We start from the raw sequence: 18,822 nt of genomic DNA, 5'->3' as shown, positions 1-18,822 counted from the left end.
ATAATGTCTATGAGAATGTGTAAGTGAAAAAGCAATTTAAAATTCACAGCCGGTTTCACCCGGCCGGCGACCAGCCCACAGCGATAGGGCAGCTGGTTGAAGGCTTAAGCAACGGCGAAGTTCACCAGACGTTGCTGGGCGTAACGGGTTCGGGTAAAACTTTCACCATAGCCAATGTTATTGATAAAGTTCAGCGTCCGGCCATGATTATGGCGCCCAATAAAACGCTGGCTGCCCAGTTATATGGCGAGATGAAAGAGTTTTTTCCCGAGAACAGCGTTGAATATTTCGTCTCTTATTATGACTATTACCAGCCGGAAGCCTATGTGCCGGCGTCGGATACCTTTATCGACAAGGACGCCTCGCTTAATGAGCATATAGAGCAGATGCGTTTATCGGCAACCAAGGCGTTAATAGAAAGGGGAGATACGATTGTTGTCGCAACGGTTTCAGCCATTTATGGATTGGGCGAGCCCGAATCGTATTTCAAAATGGTGTTGCATCTGGTAAAAGGCGACATGATTGATCAGCGAAGTATTTTGCGGCGTCTTGCAGACATGCAGTACACCCGCAATGATACGGAACTGCGCCGGGCAACTTACCGCGTCCGCGGCGATGTCATTGATATTTTCCCCGCCGAATCCGACCAGGAAGCGTTAAGAATAGAGTTATTTGATGATGAAGTTGAAAGATTATCATTGTTCGATCCGTTAACGGGCGAAATCGTCAAAAGAATCGCGCGTTATACGGTTTATCCGAAAAATCATTATGTTACGCCGCGGGAGCAGTTATTGTCGGCAGTGGATGCGATCAAGATAGAGCTTAAAGAGCGTCTGAAGCAGTTGCATTCAATGAATAAACTCGTTGAAGCGCAGCGGCTTGAGCAAAGGACGCTGTTTGATCTTGAGATGATTCTGGAAGTGGGCTATTGCTCCGGCATTGAAAATTACTCCCGCTATCTGTCGGGCCGGGGGCCGGGAGAAGCGCCGCCGACCATGTTTGATTATTTACCCGATGATGCGCTGGTTATTATTGATGAAAGCCATGTCACGGTGCCGCAGATCGGCGCCATGTATAAAGGCGACCGTTCGCGCAAGGAAACACTGGTGGAATACGGCTTCAGATTGCCGTCCGCTCTGGATAACCGGCCGTTGACATTTGAAGAATTCGAAATCAAATCGCCGCAGAGAATTTATGTGTCGGCAACTCCGGGCCCGTATGAAAAGGAGCATTCAGGCGTTTTTGCCGAACAGGTTGTCAGGCCGACTGGCCTGATTGATCCTGAAGTGGAAGTGCGCCCGGCAACGACGCAGGTTGATGACTTATTATCGGAAATCAACAAGCGCGTCGTTCTAAAAGAACGCGTGTTGGTGACCACGCTCACAAAAAGAATGGCCGAAGATTTGACGGAATATCTGTCCGAGCATGAGGTGCGGGTGCGGTATTTGCATTCGGATATTGATACCGTGGAAAGGGTTGAGATTATTCGGGATCTAAGGCTGGGACAGTTTGATGTGCTGGTAGGCATTAACCTGTTGCGCGAAGGCCTTGATATACCGGAAGTGTCGTTGGTCGCCATACTCGATGCCGACAAGGAAGGTTTTCTGCGTTCAGTCGTGTCCCTGGTTCAGACGATAGGCCGGGCAGCGCGCAATATTAATGGTAAAGCTATTTTGTATGGGGACCGGATTACCAAATCCATGCAGCAGGCGATAGAAGAAACCGAGCGCCGCCGTGAAAAGCAGCGCAAGTTTAATGCTGACCATCATATACAGCCTGCAACTGTTTTAAAATCAATAACCGATATATTGCAGCTGGCCATTCCCGGTTCAGGATTTATAACTTCCGCCCAGTCATTCAGCAAAGTGGCGGAACTTTCAGCCGATTATAAGGCAATGACACCTAAACAGGCCGGTAAAAAGCTGAAGCAATTGGAAGATGCCATGTACCGGCATGCGAAAAATCTGGAATTTGAGCAGGCGGCAAAAATCAGGGATGAAATTAAATTGGTGCAGGAGCAAATATTGGCATAAGGCTGATTTTTAAAACTCGTGGTTTAATCTGCAGTGACAGCACTCACCCCAAGCCAGACGATGAGTTTTACTGAAGACGCTGGAGGTAACGACTCGCGCGGGGCATCAATAATAAAGTCAAGCTAATCTTGAATAAAGTCAAGCTAATCGTGCGTCCGGTAGAACGCTATATTGGATGTTTATTGCTGCGCCAGCGCGACAAATCTTTAGCCATTGAGAACTCTGCTATGAAAGCTTTGGGCGCAGCCGAAATTCACTTTGCGGCTGATTTCATCCAATATTAAATCCAGCTTCGATATCTCCTGCGTCAAAATAGTTGTCGCCTCAAATTTTCAGACATTTTGAAATTTGAGATTAAAAAATGCCCACCCTAAAACAGCAGTATTCCAGCGAGTTCAAAGAGCAAGCCCTGGCTGAAGCCGCAGCCTTGCTGATCCTGAAAAAAAGCTCGGGGCGCTGGTGGCTGGCTAGGCCGGCCAAGACCCAGCCTGTGCCGTGCGGGGTTTGAGTCCGCCCACTTTGCAAGCTTGGCAAGCCGGTAAAGCCCTGGGCGAAGACGCGGCGATACACGCCGCCTGCGTTGAGGGAGGCCGTACGTGCGTCTTCTGTCTGTGGCCAGGTGAGGTGTAATAGTTCAGACTTAACCTGACAGCGCTCTTGAAAAGAGGAAGGGTTACGAGTTAGATAGACCTGTCGAATTTTTATCCCACCCCAAGAGGTCGCCCTCATGCTTGAGAATAAGGTAAGCCTCATCACCCCTAAAGCCGGCTTGTTGAGCGTGGCGGAAGAGCGGGGTAATGCAGCCAGGGCCCGTAAGACGCGGGGCTTGTCCCGCTGCCTTGTATCGCTATAAAGCAGCGGTTGAGCAAGGCGGAGTTGAAGCCCTGTTCGATAAAAGGCGAAGCCAGGAACTTGAAAAACCGGGTCGCTGACCTGACGGAACAGTCGGTGCTGACTCATGCCATCCCTTATCCGGCTCACGGCCAGTGGCAGCTGAGTAATGAGTGCCCTAAGGCCGGTGTGTGCGTAGCGCCGAGCGGCGTGCCAGCCTCTGACCCCCTTTAAAGATCGCCTCAAAGCGCCAGAGGTCAAAGGCGCAGAGCAAGGGCTAATCCTCACTGAAGCGCAAGTTGCCGCCCTGGAAAAGAACCGTCAGGATGACGAGGTCTGTGCGGAAATCGATAGCGCGCAGCTTAGGTTTTATCCCGGTTCCCGGGACACTTTTTAGGTCGGCATTTTTAAAGGCATCGGCGGGGTTTATCAGCAAACCTTTGTCGACATCTACTTTAAAGTCGCCTTTGCCAGACTCTATACCACCAAAACCCGGATCACTACCGCTGATGTATTAAACAATTAAGGTCTGGCCGTTTTTCACTCAAGAACAATTGCCGATGCTACGGGTTTTGACGGATTCAATAATAGGCAGTGCGTTTGCTTCATTCTGCGCCGTGGCATAGTGGTTTTTTATAGGTTCACGCTTGACTCTTTCCCTTCAGTTCCCTCAAGTCGGTTTTGTAATCTTTTCATCGGTTCCCCAATGACGTTATCTAGGGTTATTAGTAACGTCTACTATAATCTTTTAGCTTGACCGAAGAAAACCAGAGGTTTTATTAGGGGGTATTCACGGATTGTTGTACTAGCCTTTAATTGTACTGGCAATTTCGTTAAACGCCTCAACCCTTATTTTACCGGCTTTTACAAGGTCTACCCCTGTATCAACTATCATCCTCGAAAGCCCGGGGGTTTTGTAAACAAGCAAACTTAAATAACCGACAATCGGAATAGCAATAACAGCAGCAATAAAACCATTAAAGCCGATGGCGGACATGAGTTTTATCAGCAATGAAATGGCATCAAGCGGCAGTAAAACCATAGCGCCAAAATAGGTTATCACCATAAAGGTAAACAAGGTAAAAACCATAAATTGAAGAAGTCTTACCAATGCAACATTAATTTTTTTCATATGATTTTGAATTTCCGATAGGACTTGAATAGCCTTTGGCCAGAAAACAACCCCTGACCTGCTTCATCGCCAGAAGCAAGACTCTTTGATATTTTGAATTATACCTTAAAAAAGGCTAAATTAATTCATTTTTCTTAAGCGGATCTTTTCGAAGAAATAACCGGTACAAAACAGAACCGGCAATAAAGCCGCCCAAATGAGCCCACCAGGCGACATCAACAGTAACGCCTTCAAAAAGCAGCGAGGTTGTTGCATTATGTAATTGAATAATGATCCACAAACCCAGAAAAGCAATGGCAGGAACGTGAATCAAGACAGGTAAAAACAATATGGGCACCCAGACTACCACCCGCTCAAGCGGATATAGAAAAAAATAGGCGGCCAGAACTCCGGCAATAGCACCGGATGCGCCCACAACCGGTATGGCGAGAGTGGGATCAAAATACCACTGGAGAATAGTAGCCAGCAAGCCGCACATCAAATAAAAGATCAAAAATCGTAAATGTCCCATTCTATCTTCCACACTGTCGGCGAAAATCCACAAAAACCACATATTAATAATCAGATGCAGCCAGTTTCCATGCAGAAACAAACTGGTCAAAAATGATAAATAATAATCGAAGGGCAGGCCTGAGCTAATAGCCCATTGCGGGTTGGAGTATCGTACCGGAACCATTCCATAAAGATTCACTATCCGGTAACTTGATTGAAGGGGCATTAACTGCATGGCAACAAAAACAATGATGCAAATTGCGATCAAACTCCAGGTTACCAAAGGTATTGAATTACACGGCGCGGTATCTCTAATCGGTATCATTGTTCCTCTCTTTGCGTTGTAATAAACTGTTTAACACTTCTATTATGCAGTAATTTAGTTATGCAAATTCGAAATAGCCTCGTCAGTTGATTTAATTTGGCAACAGACTGTAGTACCTTAAACCCTAAATTAATTCCCCGTACTAATCGGATAAATGCCCCTAACCTTAGCATGGTCAGATCCTTTAAGGCTGGCTCAGGGTTTTATGGAAATAGCCAATAAACGCCAAGCTGTTATCTTTACATCTGCCGGGAGATTTACAGTTGCCCTATGGAATGACTTTGCGCTTGTCAAAGCCCAATCCCTCTCCAATCTAATTCATCTCCGCTGGCCCTGTTAAAGCCGCAAATCAGGTGTGCTAAAGCTTGAATTCCGCTCATAGCACTTTTGCCTTATTCTGCGCTGTGGCATGCTGGTTTTTTATAGGTTCACGCTTGACTCTTTCCCTTCAGTTCCCTCAAATGGGTTTTATGATCTTTTCATCGGTTCCCCGATAACGTTATCTCGAATGATTAGTAACGTCTACTATAATCTTTTAGCTTGACCGAAGAAAACCAGAGGTTTTATCAGAAGGTATTCAGGGATTGTTGTGGTAGTCTCCCGGTGAGGTAAATGAGGAGGTTGAACTGGTGTCACACTAGCGCACTTGTTTATTAGTTGAAACCCCCATACCCTCAGTGCTTCAAGAAATTCAGGCCTTGCTCAGGCTGAAACTGATCGAGTAATTGACCCCGTTATCCAGAGCTTGTCATAGGTCCGCTCAGCGGCCTTACGTCACCTAGCCTTGAGCTTTGCTATCCTGGACTTGCGCTCCCTTGGTTGCGGTTAGCTCGGCCTTATAAAGCAAGGCTCGCCTGTAACGGCCGATCTGTCGGCTGTGAACAGGGCCGGTGTGCCGGCAACACGTGGCACGGTGGAGACAAAAGACAAGCTGACGTGATACAAGGCTGACTTGGCGTGTCGTGTTGCCGCTGTCGAGGGCATTGGTGACCTTCAGCCGCAGAGCTTCTGAATAAGGACAAGGCAGGGCTGGGCACATCGGTGACAACTAAAGCTTTACAATTTAACAATTCTCTTGATCATAGGCGACGGATCATTGCTCTAGGTTTCGCTTGGCTGAACTGGAACAGACAGAGTTTCAGCGATTTTTTCTGCGGCAATATCGGCCGGGATTGCGCAGATACGCTAGAGCTTTTAATCGGATCTCACAATAAGGTTTGTTCGCAGCGGCCTCGACGCGCATTTGTGCGGCTGTACTGTCCTTACTTCGCCATGAAGCTATCAATCATCCTTATCCACATGGCTCAATAATGCCCCGATTTTCGCATTGTTAGAATATCGTGCTAATGTATCTTGATAATGGAGTCTCTTTCACTCAAGAGTAATGTATGGTTTTCAAGGCAACGAGAGTTGTTGCAGGCACTTGCCTTATTCTCGCAAGCCGGTTAAATTATTGGGCTCGATGGCAAGACCTATCTCCAGTTGTTCCAAGGCAAAATTAATGCGTTCTGTCTTGAACAGTGCATTCCCGACCTTAATGTGCATCTCGGCGAGTCCGATCAGGTCGGCAATTAACAGTTAACGAAACATGGCCCTTTTAATATTGCCCGCCTGCTGCTTCTCGTCAGAGCGAAATACGTTCAGTCCGCCAGCAGGTCAAGCGGATTTGACCGGATCGTTACAGATCACGTTCAAATCGTTTTGCGTACCATCCGGACCAGGTTTTATGCCGAACGCTATCGCAACAAAGACAGGTGGCTTCATTGAGTCCCTCAACTATTCATTCGATGGCGAACCGTATCACAATTGCAGCACCCGGAATACCCAAGTTATCCGCTGTTATCCTTGACGCTTTATACCCGGAAAGCGACTAAATAATGCCGGGTCAACTTCTCAGACTACTAGCTTTTAAAACTGTGGGTGAGCGGTTGGTACTCTGATTGAAATTAAACACCGATGATTCGATGCGGAAACTGGAGCAGGAGCAGACCATATCTTATATATGGCTTCAGTAAAAAATACGGCCTTAAAGATAATTAAACAATGATAAATTTTGTACGCGGCTGAAAGCCTGCTGCGCAGCCTGTAATGATACCGTCTGCAGATTAAATTTGCTGATAGCCTCGGTAAAATCCAGATCCTCTGTTTGCGATAAAACTGTTTTAAGCTCCAGCACGGAAGCAGAATTCAGATCTTCCTGTCTATCCAGTGCATTCAGCCTGACTCCAACTGATGATTGTGTAGTCAACATTCTATCCAGACTTGAAGAAATATCATCCAGAGATGCAGAGTCCGGCGCATTACTCCTCAAATCGGCAGCCAGTTTACCAATGGCTTCAAAAATATTGGTTATAGATCCGGGGGCCGGCACTGTTGCGGGTAGCGGACCGGTAGGAGCCCCGAAAACATTAATACCGTAATCGCCGTCGGAAATTTGCCTGTCTGTGCCTATTTGAATATTGCGCTGATTTGAATCTCCTGAATAAATATAGGCGCCAACATGGAGCGGGGGCGTGTCCGTGTCTTTACTGAATGGCTGAGTATCACTTTTAAACCCCGAAAACAGATATTCACCATTTGCATTTCTGGTATTGGCAAGACCGGCTAAATGGTCGCTGAGACCTTCGAGCTCCACGGCGATGGCAGTCCGGTCGCTTGGCGAATTGGTATCATTTAATCCTTGAATACCTAGCTCTTTCACTCTCTGCAGAACATTAACCGCATCCTGCAATATGCCGTCTTCCAGGGAAAGCCGCTGCCGTGCGGCATTGATATTGCTTTGGTACTGCTCCGTCTGTTTTATGCCCTGGTCAAGATCAATAATTCGAGCCGCAGCCGCCGGATCATCGGAAGGTTTCAGAATCTTTTCTTGAGCAGACAGCTGCATCTGCAATTCGCTGACCTTTGATTGCTGATCAAGAAGCGAATTAACACCCAATTGCTGAGCCCATGAAGTTGAAATCCGCATAATAGTCCTTACCCCCGGATAGCCCCGATTAACGTATCAAATAAAGAACTGGCGACGGCAATCGCTTTAGCCGAAGCCTGATAGGAATTTTGAAATTTAATCAGATTGGCAGCTTCTTCATCCAGATTGACGCCTGCCAGATTTTCCCTGGATTGTTTTGCCTGATTGAATAATGCTTCCTGGGCTGACCGGCTGATATCTGCTGCATGCGTTACTGTACCGACTTTTGCTGCGAGTTGGCCATAGGCATCGCTGAAAGTGGCTTTTCCACCCAGCAAAACAGGGGCATTTTCAAGGCCGGCCAGGCTTAATGCTACAGCATTATCTCCAGGTACAGGAGCTCCTGGCGCACCGGTTCCGGCTGCCGCAATTTCATCCGGATCAGTAATCAGGGAAGTTATTTTTTGGGCCGCATCAAATGTCGGTCTGATTAAAAAACTGTCGTTAGCAGAAACTCCCGAGGTTGACAAAATGAATCCAGGCCCGTTTATAGTTGCGGCCGGACCTGCAAAAGTGCTTGTCGTATTATCGCTCAGCCTTTTTAAGGAATAATTGCTGCCGTCATAACTCAGCATATAATCGCTTGGATAAAGTTGGCTTGCAGTGCCGGGGTCATAAACGGCTGTAACTGAACTGCCCGTTGAATTAGTCGGATCCGGTGTTATTGGCACAGTCAGCGCCGGCGTTCCGAAACCAAATAATTTTTTTCCGGCAGCTCCGTTTAAATCGAATCCCGTCTCATGCAGCTTATTAAATTCAACAGCAAATCCCGCTGACAGCAAACCGAGCTGCTGCTGAGCCGGGTCCAGTACTTCATCGCGAAATTTAAGAGCGCCGGCCAGTTCACCGCCGGTAATATTCCGGCTTATATCCTGCCCGGCTACCAGAATGTTTTTATGAGAAGGGTCAGTACTTGATTCTGTCAAAGACACAGTAGCTGTTGTCGCGCCCAATACCAGCGATTGCCCGCTGCCGATAAACACAGTCAACGATCCATCCTGTTGCGCAACGGTGGAAACACTTACTTTTTCTGCAAGTTTTGCTACCAGGGCATCGCGTTGGTCTAACAGATCATTAGGTAACTGTTCATGCGATGCGCGGTTTGAATCCAGAACAATTTTCGCATTCAGCGAAGCAATGCTTTGTGCAAATGAGTTTATATCATTAACTGTTCCCTGCAACTGATTGTTAGTCTGATGACGCAAATCCCTAAATTGGGATGACAGGGTAGTAAATTGCTGCGTCACGGATTCAGCTTCAGAAACCAGTACTTGCCGGGCAGGTATGGACGAGGGATCATTGGCGACTTCATTCACAGAATTAAAAAACGACTTTAAAGCCGGAGACAAACCGGTCGCTTCATTGGATACAATGTTATCGACGCGGGACGCCAGCGCATGAAATGCATCTGATTCAGAAAATGCGGAAGTGCTGGAAGTCAGCTGATTAGTAATAAACCGGTCATAGCTGCGGGCAACCGTATTTACATTGACGCCCTGGCCGATATAGCCGGCACCGGTAAATTCCGCCGGCCTGGTGCCAAGCTCAACCCGCTGCCGGCTGTAGCCTTCGGTGTTGACATTGGCAATATTATGGCTGGTCGTCTCCAAGGCATGCTGAGCTGCCGTAAGTCCGGATAATGATGTAGCTAAAATGCCTACCATGTTAGCGTCCTAATTCTGATGATTGTACCGGCTTATTGATAATCATGGATTCATGGCAATGACAGTATCAGGCTTAAAACCTGCGAGCGCATTGCCTTGATAAATACCCATGACCTTGTCGGCGTAGTGCGGATCTGTCGCATAGCCTGCCTGTTGTAATGCCTGCATATAGTGATTTGCGTTACCCGCCTGTTTTAATGCCTCGCCATAACGGGGATTGCTTTTTATAAAATCCACATAATCCTGAAAACTTTCCTGAAATGAATCATAGGATCTGAATCCCGAGTTAACCTGTTTGGCAATGCCTTGATCCAATTCCAGCGCAGTTACCTGAACCTGTTTGCCGTGCCAGTCTTTATCGGCTTTAATATTAAACAAATTGAAACTGCTGCCGCCATTGCTGTTTTTTATTAATGCACGGCCCCAACCCGTTTCCAGCGCCGCTTGCGCCAATATCACCCTGGGCTCCACTCCCAATTGCTTGGCCGCCTGTTCGGCATACGGCTGCAACTGATTAATAAACTGTCCTGCTGATTCTATCGGCAGGGCAGATTCATTCTTTAGAGGAGTATTAAAAATTTCCTCAACCGGGCTCTTGCTCTGATTATCAGCCGCATTGTCTACTTGCTTGTCGATCCCACTGCGCTGCGCTGAAATAACTTTTGGCGTGCCGGCCGATCTGTTCAAATAATCTTCAAGCTCCAGCTTCTGGTTTTTCTCATTGGCAGACTTCTCATTCTCAGGCTGGTCACGGCCAAGCTGCTTGACGATCAAGTCGGCAAGACCCAGGCCCGGCGATCCTGAGAGATGCATGGCCAACTGCTGATCATACATCTCGCTGTAAAACTTGCTTTGGTCGTTATCCATAAGACCGTCAGCCAGTTTAGCCTCGCGCATGCCTTTAAGCACATTACTCAGAAAGATGGCTTCAAATTGCCTGGCTACTTCCTTCACTGCCTCTGGCGACTGTTTCCTGGCCTCGCTTTTTAACTTGGACAAGCCATTAAAATCGGTATAAACATCGGCATTTTGCACGCCTAGCATGACCATCTCCCAGGTAACATAATAATCTCCGACTAGATCACAATTAATTCGGCGCGCAGTGCGCCCGCCGCTTTAAGGGCTTCAAGAATAGCGACGAGATCGCTGGGCGCGGCGCCCACATTATTTACGGCGCGGACAATTTCATCCAGTGAAACGCCGGGATTAAACAAAAACATGCGGTTTTTTTCTTCTTCGATCTTTACTTGCGACTGCGGCGTCACCACGGTTTGGCCATTGGAAAATGCATTCGGCTGGCTGACCTGCGGATTTTCACTGATAGTAACGGTCAAACTCCCGTGAGAAACCGCGGCAGGCTGCACCCGGACTTTGCTGTTGATAACAACCGTTCCGGTGCGGGAATTAATAATAATACGCGCCGGCGCATCATCGGGAGCAACCATCATATTTTCAATCATTGAAGCGAAGGTTACTTTTTGTCCTGAATCCAGCGGCGCATTAACCCTTACCGAAGTGGCGTCGATCGGCTTTGCAGTATTGGGACCCAATACCCGGTTAATGGCTTCCGCCATGCGGCTCGCGGTAGTAAAATCCGAATTGTGCAGATTAAAAATCAAGGCATTGCCATCGGCAAAGGGCATATTGACGACGCGCTCAATCGTAGCCCCGTTGGCAATGCGGCCGACATTGGGATTGTTAATGGTAATATTCGACCCATCCTGCCCTGATGCGCTCAAGCCGCCGACCACCAGATTACCCTGAGCGATAGCGTATACCTGCCCATCGGCGCCTTTCAGCGGGCTCATTAATAACACGCCGCCGCGCAAACTTTTTGCATCGCCAAGCGAAGAGACCGTAACATCAATTTGCTGCCCCGGCTTGGCAAAGGGCGGTAATTCTGCATAAATAGCCGCTGCCGCTATATTCTTTGCTTTCGGATCAAAACCGGGCGGCAATCTAAGCCCAAGGCGCGCCAGCATGCTGCGCAAACTTTGTCCGGCAAATGTCGTGGTTTTATCGCCGGATTTATTAGCCAGCCCGACCACCAGCCCGTATCCCACCAGCTGATTAGTGCGCACACCTTCAATGGTGGCAATATCCTTGATGCGTTCGGCATAAACCGGATTATCGCAGGCAATAACCAGTAGCAGACAAATAAAAGGCTTGTAGGCATTGTTCATAGTTATGACTCAGAAGGGAAACCAGGGACTAAAAAGAATCCTTGAAAGCCAGCCCATCTTGCTGGCGTCAGCCATTGCGCCATTGCCTGTATACATAATCGTCGCATCGGCGACATTATCTGAAGAAATAGTGTTGGACACATCGATATCGACAGGGCGGACTATTCCCGATAACCTGATGTACTCATCGCCCTGATTCAGGGTAACGCGCTTCTCGCCGCGCACTTTTAAATTGCCATTTGGCAAAAGCTCAACTACCGTGACAGAAATATCCCCGATCAGGCTATTGCTCTGATCTGCCCCCCCGGTTCCTTTAAATTGTTTTGCTGACTTCATACTGGTTTCAATGTCATTACCTAATAAAGCCGATGCAGTCATGCCTAATATAGTAGGCGCTGTTATGGACAAACTGTTATCTTTATTAGCATTAAGATCGTCTTTCTTTTTCGCCTGAGTTAGCTCTTGCAGCTTGATGGTCAAAACATCGCCGACTCTTCTTGCCGTATGATCCTCAAACAGGCGCATATCGTATCCGGCTTGATAGATGGCCCCGGAATTTTGCGCAGGCGCCCTTAAATCCGCCGGCGCAACCGGGGCAAAGGCTGGATCTCTTTGCGGCAATGGCGTACACGCTTCGAGTAATAGTCCGACTATAAGCAGAAAAGCCGGTTTATAAGCAATCATGCCCTCACCTCGATTTATAATTGCTGCGTCACAAAGGACAACATCTGGTCAGTCGTTGAAATCGCTTTCGAGTTCATCTCATAAGCCCGCTGCGTTTCAATCATGTTGACCAATTCTTCCACCACATTTACATTTGAGGTTTCAAGAGATCCCTGCAGCAAAGGCCCGTATTCCTGTTCACCCGGCGTGCCCAAAATCGGCGGCCCGCTGGAAACGGATTCCCGAAACAGGTTCTCGCCAATCGGCTCAAGGCCGGTCGGATTAATAAAATCAGCGGTCTGAATTTGCCCGACTTCAACGGGCGCAGCATTGCCAGGCTGCAAGACAGAGACTGTCCCGTCACGGCCAATCGTGACGCTGATGGCATCCTCAGGCACCGTAAGCGAAGGCTCCAGAGTCAAGCCGCCTGAAGTGACAAGCTGGCCCGTGGAATCCAGTTTTAGTGAACCATCGCGGGTATAGTTTATATCGCCGTTAGGCATAAGAATTTGCAGGAAGCCGCGTCCGTTGATAGCGATATCCAGGGAATTTTCCGTTTGCTGAATATTTCCCTGGGTATGCAGCTTCTCTGTCGCAACCGTTCTAACACCCGTTCCTAGCTGCAGCCCCGTCGGTAATTGGGTATTTTGCGTGGACTGCGCCCCCACCTGCCGTATATTCTGGTAAACCAGGTCTTCGAATATGGCTCTGGATTTCTTGAAGCCGGTGGTATTTACGTTAGCCAGATTATTGGCAATAACGGCCATGCGGGTTTGCTGGGCATCCAGACCGGTTTTAGCTACCCATAATGCTCGTTCTGTCATGATAAACTCCTGATTTTGACAAGATATTGACTTACACTAGATATTGAGCCCAGGGTTTATGCCATCTGCATTAACCTGGAACTAACGCCGGAATTTTCATCTGTAGTCTTCATTACCCTGGTTTGCAACTCAAAATTTCTTGCCAGTTCTATCATTTCCACCAGGGACTGGATGGCATTGACATTACTGGCTTCCAAGGCCCCTGATACCAAACTGACCCCGGCACTGGCTGCCAGCGGTTTTCCATCCTTGAGATGCAGCAAGCCGTCCTCATGCTTTTCCAGATTATCCATCGCAGGCTTAACCATTTTAATCCGGTCAACCACTGCCAGGGTCGTTGCATTGGAGCCCAGGGGAATAATGCTGATTGTGCCGTCTTCGCCTATTGTCAGCTTTTGAGCCGGCGGAATGGACGCAGGCCCATTCTGGCCCAGCATCGGCAATCCTGCGCTGGTCTGCAATAGCCCTTCCGGAGTAACGCGCAGATCACCGGCTCGGGTATAGGCTTCACTGCCATCCGCACCCTGAACCGCAAACCAGCCCTCGCCATTAATGGCGACATCCAGTTCACGTCCTGTTGTCTGTATGGCACCGGGAGAAAAATCAGTTCCCGGCCGTTCGGTCATGGCATAGACCCGGCTAGGAAAACCCGAACCGAATACGGGCATACTGCGAAATTGCTCCAAATCCGACTTGAAGCCGGTAGTCTGTGAATTCGCCAGATTATTGGCGTTTGCCGTTTGCGCCAACAGGGTTTGTTTGGCCCCGCTCATTGCTATATATAAACTTCGATCCATGACTGCTTCCTACTTAAAGGTTTAACGAATATTCAAAATTGTCTGGACGATGCTGTTTTCAGTCGAGATTGTTTGCGAGTTGGCCTGATAAGCCTGCTGGGCAACAATAAGATTGACCAGCTGCGCCGACAGATCGACATTGGACTGCTCCAGCGCCCCGGACTGAATCAGTCCGAAATTGCCGGTGCCGGCTTCACCGGGAATAGGTTCCCCTGAATTGGCGCTTTGCGCCCAGTTGGTATCGCCCAGTTTTGACAGACCCTGAGGATTGGGAAACCGGGTCATAGCCACCTTGCCTAACGGGGTTGCGCCGCCATTGCTGAAACGGGCAAAAATAACTCCTTCATCATCAATAGAGATGCCTGTTAATTTACCGGCCGCTAATCCGTCCTGCGTTAACGCATCCACGCTAAAGGGCGCGGATAATTGCGTGGAACCCGAATAGTTCATCCTGGCGGTAATATCTGCTGCCGACGTTCCGGTCGAATAAGGGGCTAAAGGAACCTGCCCATTGGCAGGAGCTGTTAATTTTCCGGTTGAATCGAAAGTCAAGGTTGCCGGTATGCCGCCGGTATCTATCGATACGGGAATTGCCGGGTCATCGGTAATGTAATGATATGCTTTCCAATCTCTTGTGGCACCGCCTGTCACGGGCCCCGCTACAAAATAAGTCGTTAAGGTATGCGATTCACCCAGGGAATCATAAATCGATACCGATGACTGCTGGTTATAGGAAGTTGAATCCAGTGGATCAAAGGTAGCAGTAACCGGGACAGTATTGTTACTATCCAGGTTAACCTGTAATTCAACATTCTTCGTCGAAACCGGCAGGCCTGCGCCTGTATTTAGCGACACTGTTTTCAAAACTCCCTGACTAAAGCCATCACTAACCGCTGTACCGTTTGGGGAATAGGCCAGCAAAGCCTGCCCCTGGGTATTGGTCACAAGACCATCCTTGTTAACCCTGAAGGCGCCGGAACGGCTATAAACAAGCGATTTAAGATCAGCTGGATCATTGGCCAGAGTGAAAAAGCCTTCGCCGCTGATCGCCATATCCAGACTGTTTTCAGTAAAGTCCAGATTGCCCTGATTAAACTGCTGCGCGACTTCAGTGACTCTGACGCCGGCGCCCGGCTGAGTTTTATTCACACCGCCAAGACTGCTCGCATAAACATCAGCAAATTCGGAGCGCGACTTTTTAAAACCCGTTGTGTTGGCATTGGCAATATTATTGCCGGTTACGGATAAATTATTTGACGCGGCATTCAATCCGCTTAATGCTGTGGTAAAACTCATTGCCTGTCTCCTGACTTACAGAATCTGTTTTATTTGATTGAAACTGACCGCGCCCAGGCCCTTTAAATTAACCTGTACGCCATTCGTGCCATTGCCCATGGAGACGCTCTCTACCTGAGACTCAATCTCCGGCTTTAACGCCGTATTGACGCCATCCACGCCGGCTTCCGCCTGGACCTTGTAAACACCGGGAGAAGCAGGAACTCCATTTGCATTCACGCCATCCCAGGTAAAAGGCACTGATCCTGCTGAATGGCCGCCCAGCGGGATAATTTTTACAATATCGCCAGTCGCATCGAGAATTTTTACGCTGACATTCGGAGAACTGGAAGGCAGTTCAATTTTGCCTTTAATTTCTCCACCGGCCGCCAGCAGACCTTCATCGGAGGGAGCTGAAACATACCGGCCCACCAGACTGGCCGCTTGCAGCGCCTGGTCCGAGCTGATCGAGGCAGAAAAATCCTTGAATAATTGCTGTAAATCCTGAATGCCGGACACTGTTCCAAACTGCGCCATTTGCGATAGGAACTCGCCATTTTGCATAGGTTTGGTCGGATCCTGATGCGTCATCTGGGTGGTCATTAACTTCAAAAATTCATCCTGGCCCAGGGCCTTTTTTTTAGTTTCGGCTGCAGTCGCAGTATCAAGAATTGCCACGCCCAAACCGCTGTAGGGATTTATGCTGCTCATTTTTTCATCTCCTTACTGGCCCATTTTCAACGTTTGCAGAAGCATTTGTTTTGCCGTATTCAACACTTCGACATTATCCTGGTAAGAACGGGATGCCGACATCATATTGGCCATTTCTTCAACCGTATTGACATTGGGTTTGAAGATATAACCGTCCTTATCGGCCATCGGATGGTTAGGGGCATATTCCCTGACCGCGGGCGCCTGACTCTCCACCACACCTAATACCTTCACCTTGCCCGCGGCATCCTGTTTATCCATGACATTTCTTAATGCTGCTGCGAATACCGGCTGTCTGGATTTATAAACCTGACCCAGGCTGCTGCTGACGCTGTTGGCATTGGAAATATTGCTGGCAACCAGATTAAGCCTTACCGACTGGGCATTCATGCCGCTGCCGGCAATATCAAATATGTTAAAAGCGGACATGGCTATTGCCCTCTTAAGGCCATCATCAGCCCGGAGAATTTGTTACTGATGAACTGCAAACTGGCCTGATACTGCACCGCATTCTCGGCATACTTAGCCTGTTCAACATGAGACTCAACCGTGTTTCCGTCCAGGGAAACCTGGTTGGGATTACGGTACATAAGTTGTGCGCCCAATAATTGCTGCGGGGGAGCAAAATGTCCGGCTTGCCTACGCTCCATAGTTTTTTCAGCCGACGTGGTTTGTTTTAGCACAGACTTAAAATCCAGATCACGGGCTTTGTAGTTCGGCGTATCTGCATTGGCTAAATTAGCCGCAAGCACCTCACTGCGCCGTTCCCGCAAAGCGAGCGCCTGAGGGTGAACGCCAAGTGCATTGTCAAAATTAATTGCCATAATAGTTACCTCAAAGTAGTCTGTTAAAAATAAAGCACAGCACATACCAGTTGATTGTAAGATTTTAAATATCAATAAGATAATATATAAAAAATGGCATTAATCCGAAAACAAGCAGGCACGGTTTTCAGGTAAAAGGAATAATTCGGCAAAAAATGGCCGTTAATTCGTTTATCAATGATTAAAACGTCAAAACAAAGCGAACGATGCGTCAATTAATTGCCACAACCAACCGCCAGGATCCAACTTTTGCCTGTCGCTTAAGGTAATTAGCGTAAGTTTGCCTGGCATTAATAATGCTTATTAGTTTTGGAAGAGTCATTAACCGGGCATTTCCGATGATTAAAAATATATTTATCATGCTGATACTATTCTGGACTTTTTTTGCTCCAGGCTATGCCGACCAACGCAGTCAATCACCCGCATCTATCAGTGAGGCTGTTAAAAATTTTATCGCGCAAAAGATAAACACTTCTGCTGAATATGAAATCAGCCTGATACCCGTTGACAGCCAATTAAAGCTGCCGGAATGTACTGAACCGCTGGAAGCATTTACTACAACCGGCTTGATAAAAGCAGGCCGGAATTCGATCGGTATACGCTGCCCGGCACAAACGAAATGGTCAATTTTCACTTCTTCCGTCATTAAATTCTATCAACAGGTTCTGGTCTTATCGAAGCCTGTACAACGGGGAGAAATTATTACTTCACAACATCTTGCGCTGGAAAAACGGGATGTTTCCAATCTCAGAGATGATTTTTTCACTGAAGCGCAACAAGTGGAAAACAAACAGGCTATTCGCCAAATGCCGGCCGGGACGATTCTTAGCCTGAGAAATTTTGTCGATCCCAAGCTCATTAAAAGAGGAGATAAAGTCATTATCAGCGCCATACAACCGGCTTTTGCCATCCGCATGAACGGCATAGCGGTAATGGATGGCGCCAAAGGCCAAACTATCAGGATCAAGAATCAGAACTCGGGACGCATTATTAATGCGACAGTCGTAGAATCCGGGCTGGTTGCTGTTAATTATTAAGCTCGGTTAAATTAGCAATGTTAAATAACAGTTAAAGTTTTTTGCCAGCCTGCCGATACGCATGTACAAATAAAAGATACTGAGGAATTTCAAATGGCTATCGAATCAATAACAGGCAGAACCCAGAGTCAGCTCATCATTAAAACCGAGCCAAAAACTGAAGCCGGCGATACCAAAAATGGGCCCATTAAAAGCCCTGAAAAAAATGACAGTGTTGCGATTACTGCCATTGCCCATGAAATAAAAAAGGCTTTTGCCTCATCATCGGCGTTGCCGGCAGTGGATATTGACCGGGTTAATGCCGTAAAAAAGGCGCTTGCTGATGGAAATTATCCCATCAACGCTGAACGAATTGCGCAAAAAATAATTCAGTTTGAAAAATTATTGGCTCAGGATGACAGTACATGACAATAATAGAAAATACCTGCCCGATAACAGCGCGGCTCATTCTTAATGGGCTTTATTTAACGCAACAGCTTCATGACCAGCTTAACCTCGAAGCCGAGGCTTTAAAGTCAATGCAGCATGCTGAATCAATTATTAATATCGTCGCCAGCAAAAAGCATCTGGTTGGGCAACTGGAGCAGTTCAATACCCAGTTGAGCCAACTACTGGCCACAGAAAAGCTGGCTAATAATCAGCAAGATATTGAAGAATATTTTCAAAGAGCCGAAACAGCGGGTTTGGCTGTCAGTGAAATGGCCGACAATTGGGCGCAAATGAGATTACTCTGGACCAAGTGTAGAAGCCTGAATGAACAAAATGGCGCAAGCATAGAACTTTTAAAACGCCACGTTGATCGCTCACTGCACATTTTAAAAGGCAAGCCGCAATCGGCAAATACTTACGGCCCCGACGGTTCAAGTAAAAGTGAGCCGTTTACCCGCTCCTTGATTTCAGTATAGTTTTTGCTGAAAAAGCTGGCGACCCAAACATATTATACGAATCTTATGAAATCTCCGGAGTCTAAGTTGAATAGGGTTGAGTTTCCGGAGAAATGCTATGTCTCACGTCGCCTTAAAGGTATCGGATCGACTCACTGTGGAAGAACTGGATAGTGCCG

General features: G+C 47.7%; 20 protein-coding genes. 7 read left to right on the top strand and 13 right to left on the bottom strand.

Annotation, left to right across the window (positions count from 1 at the left end):
* Positions 1 to 23 precede the first annotated feature (23 nt).
* The 4 genes from uvrB (at position 24) to HUX64_RS20180 (ending at position 2,965) form a co-directional block, all read left to right on the top strand.
* Positions 24 to 2,033 (top strand): excinuclease ABC subunit UvrB, encoded by a 2,010-nt coding sequence (uvrB, locus tag HUX64_RS17245; RefSeq protein WP_174627445.1) that lies wholly within the window; start codon positions 24 to 26, stop codon positions 2,031 to 2,033.
* Positions 2,034 to 2,161: 128 nt separating this feature from the next.
* Positions 2,162 to 2,317 (top strand): hypothetical protein, encoded by a 156-nt coding sequence (locus tag HUX64_RS17240; protein WP_174627444.1) that lies wholly within the window; start codon positions 2,162 to 2,164, stop codon positions 2,315 to 2,317.
* A 77-nt stretch (positions 2,318 to 2,394) separates the two neighbouring features.
* A complete protein-coding gene (locus HUX64_RS17235; protein WP_174627443.1) occupies positions 2,395 to 2,541 on the top strand; it encodes a hypothetical protein in 147 nt (48 codons plus the stop codon).
* A gap of 289 nt (positions 2,542 to 2,830) precedes the next feature.
* Positions 2,831 to 2,965, top strand: coding sequence for a hypothetical protein (locus tag HUX64_RS20180; RefSeq protein WP_281355351.1), 135 nt, complete (start codon positions 2,831 to 2,833; stop codon positions 2,963 to 2,965).
* A gap of 704 nt (positions 2,966 to 3,669) precedes the next feature.
* Here the strand turns inward: HUX64_RS20180 and HUX64_RS17230 are convergent.
* From HUX64_RS17230 to flgB, 13 genes are all read right to left on the bottom strand, one after another.
* A complete protein-coding gene (locus HUX64_RS17230; RefSeq protein WP_174627442.1) occupies positions 3,670 to 3,996 on the bottom strand; it encodes a hypothetical protein in 327 nt (108 codons plus the stop codon).
* Between the two features lie 115 nt (positions 3,997 to 4,111).
* Positions 4,112 to 4,813, bottom strand: coding sequence for a rhomboid family intramembrane serine protease (locus HUX64_RS17225; protein WP_174627441.1), 702 nt, complete (start codon positions 4,811 to 4,813; stop codon positions 4,112 to 4,114).
* A 2,026-nt stretch (positions 4,814 to 6,839) separates the two neighbouring features.
* Positions 6,840 to 7,781, bottom strand: coding sequence for a flagellar hook-associated protein FlgL (flgL, locus tag HUX64_RS17220; protein WP_174627440.1), 942 nt, complete (start codon positions 7,779 to 7,781; stop codon positions 6,840 to 6,842).
* An 8-nt stretch (positions 7,782 to 7,789) separates the two neighbouring features.
* Positions 7,790 to 9,445, bottom strand: coding sequence for a flagellar hook-associated protein FlgK (flgK, locus tag HUX64_RS17215; RefSeq protein ID WP_174627439.1), 1,656 nt, complete (start codon positions 9,443 to 9,445; stop codon positions 7,790 to 7,792).
* Between the two features lie 42 nt (positions 9,446 to 9,487).
* On the bottom strand, positions 9,488 to 10,489 hold the full coding sequence (gene flgJ / locus HUX64_RS17210; RefSeq protein ID WP_174627438.1) for a flagellar assembly peptidoglycan hydrolase FlgJ: 1,002 nt from the start codon (positions 10,487 to 10,489) through the stop codon (positions 9,488 to 9,490).
* A 32-nt stretch (positions 10,490 to 10,521) separates the two neighbouring features.
* The gene (locus HUX64_RS17205; protein WP_174627437.1) at positions 10,522 to 11,628 is read right to left on the bottom strand and encodes a flagellar basal body P-ring protein FlgI; all 1,107 of its coding nucleotides are present in this window, start codon (positions 11,626 to 11,628) and stop codon (positions 10,522 to 10,524) included.
* Positions 11,629 to 11,637: 9 nt separating this feature from the next.
* The gene (gene flgH, locus HUX64_RS17200; RefSeq protein WP_174627436.1) at positions 11,638 to 12,312 is read right to left on the bottom strand and encodes a flagellar basal body L-ring protein FlgH; all 675 of its coding nucleotides are present in this window, start codon (positions 12,310 to 12,312) and stop codon (positions 11,638 to 11,640) included.
* A gap of 14 nt (positions 12,313 to 12,326) precedes the next feature.
* On the bottom strand, positions 12,327 to 13,115 hold the full coding sequence (gene flgG / locus HUX64_RS17195; protein ID WP_174627435.1) for a flagellar basal-body rod protein FlgG: 789 nt from the start codon (positions 13,113 to 13,115) through the stop codon (positions 12,327 to 12,329).
* 56 nt (positions 13,116 to 13,171) lie between these two features.
* Positions 13,172 to 13,912 (bottom strand): flagellar basal-body rod protein FlgF, encoded by a 741-nt coding sequence (flgF, locus tag HUX64_RS17190; RefSeq protein WP_174627434.1) that lies wholly within the window; start codon positions 13,910 to 13,912, stop codon positions 13,172 to 13,174.
* Between the two features lie 21 nt (positions 13,913 to 13,933).
* The gene (gene flgE, locus HUX64_RS17185; RefSeq protein ID WP_174627433.1) at positions 13,934 to 15,208 is read right to left on the bottom strand and encodes a flagellar hook protein FlgE; all 1,275 of its coding nucleotides are present in this window, start codon (positions 15,206 to 15,208) and stop codon (positions 13,934 to 13,936) included.
* Positions 15,209 to 15,223: 15 nt separating this feature from the next.
* Positions 15,224 to 15,898, bottom strand: a complete 675-nt coding sequence (locus HUX64_RS17180) for a flagellar hook assembly protein FlgD (RefSeq protein WP_174627432.1) — start codon at positions 15,896 to 15,898, stop codon at positions 15,224 to 15,226.
* A gap of 12 nt (positions 15,899 to 15,910) precedes the next feature.
* The gene (gene flgC / locus HUX64_RS17175; protein WP_174627431.1) at positions 15,911 to 16,327 is read right to left on the bottom strand and encodes a flagellar basal body rod protein FlgC; all 417 of its coding nucleotides are present in this window, start codon (positions 16,325 to 16,327) and stop codon (positions 15,911 to 15,913) included.
* A gap of 2 nt (positions 16,328 to 16,329) precedes the next feature.
* The gene (gene flgB, locus HUX64_RS17170) at positions 16,330 to 16,722 is read right to left on the bottom strand and encodes a flagellar basal body rod protein FlgB (RefSeq protein ID WP_174627430.1); all 393 of its coding nucleotides are present in this window, start codon (positions 16,720 to 16,722) and stop codon (positions 16,330 to 16,332) included.
* Between the two features lie 296 nt (positions 16,723 to 17,018).
* On the opposite strand from flgB, the gene flgA reads away from it, so the two are divergent.
* The 3 genes from flgA to HUX64_RS17155 all read left to right on the top strand — a co-directional run bounded on the left by flgA (position 17,019) and on the right by HUX64_RS17155 (position 18,664).
* Positions 17,019 to 17,759 (top strand): flagellar basal body P-ring formation chaperone FlgA, encoded by a 741-nt coding sequence (flgA, locus tag HUX64_RS17165; protein ID WP_246247103.1) that lies wholly within the window; start codon positions 17,019 to 17,021, stop codon positions 17,757 to 17,759.
* Between the two features lie 93 nt (positions 17,760 to 17,852).
* Complete coding sequence (gene flgM, locus HUX64_RS17160; protein WP_174627429.1) at positions 17,853 to 18,167, top strand: flagellar biosynthesis anti-sigma factor FlgM; 315 nt, start codon at positions 17,853 to 17,855, stop codon at positions 18,165 to 18,167.
* Positions 18,164 to 18,664 carry a flagella synthesis protein FlgN gene (locus HUX64_RS17155; protein ID WP_174627428.1) on the top strand — a complete coding sequence of 167 codons (501 nt, stop codon included), beginning with the start codon at positions 18,164 to 18,166 and terminating at the stop codon, positions 18,662 to 18,664. The genes flgM and HUX64_RS17155 overlap by 4 nt, the downstream gene beginning before the upstream one ends.
* Positions 18,665 to 18,822 lie beyond the last annotated feature (158 nt).

It is taken from the genome of Candidatus Methylobacter favarea (genome assembly GCF_902806695.1).
In the GTDB taxonomy this organism is placed as follows: Bacteria; Pseudomonadota; Gammaproteobacteria; order Methylococcales; family Methylomonadaceae; genus Methylobacter_B; species Methylobacter_B favarea.
Note: the sequence above shows the minus strand (reverse complement) of the source record. Positions and strands in the feature narration are given on the sequence as shown.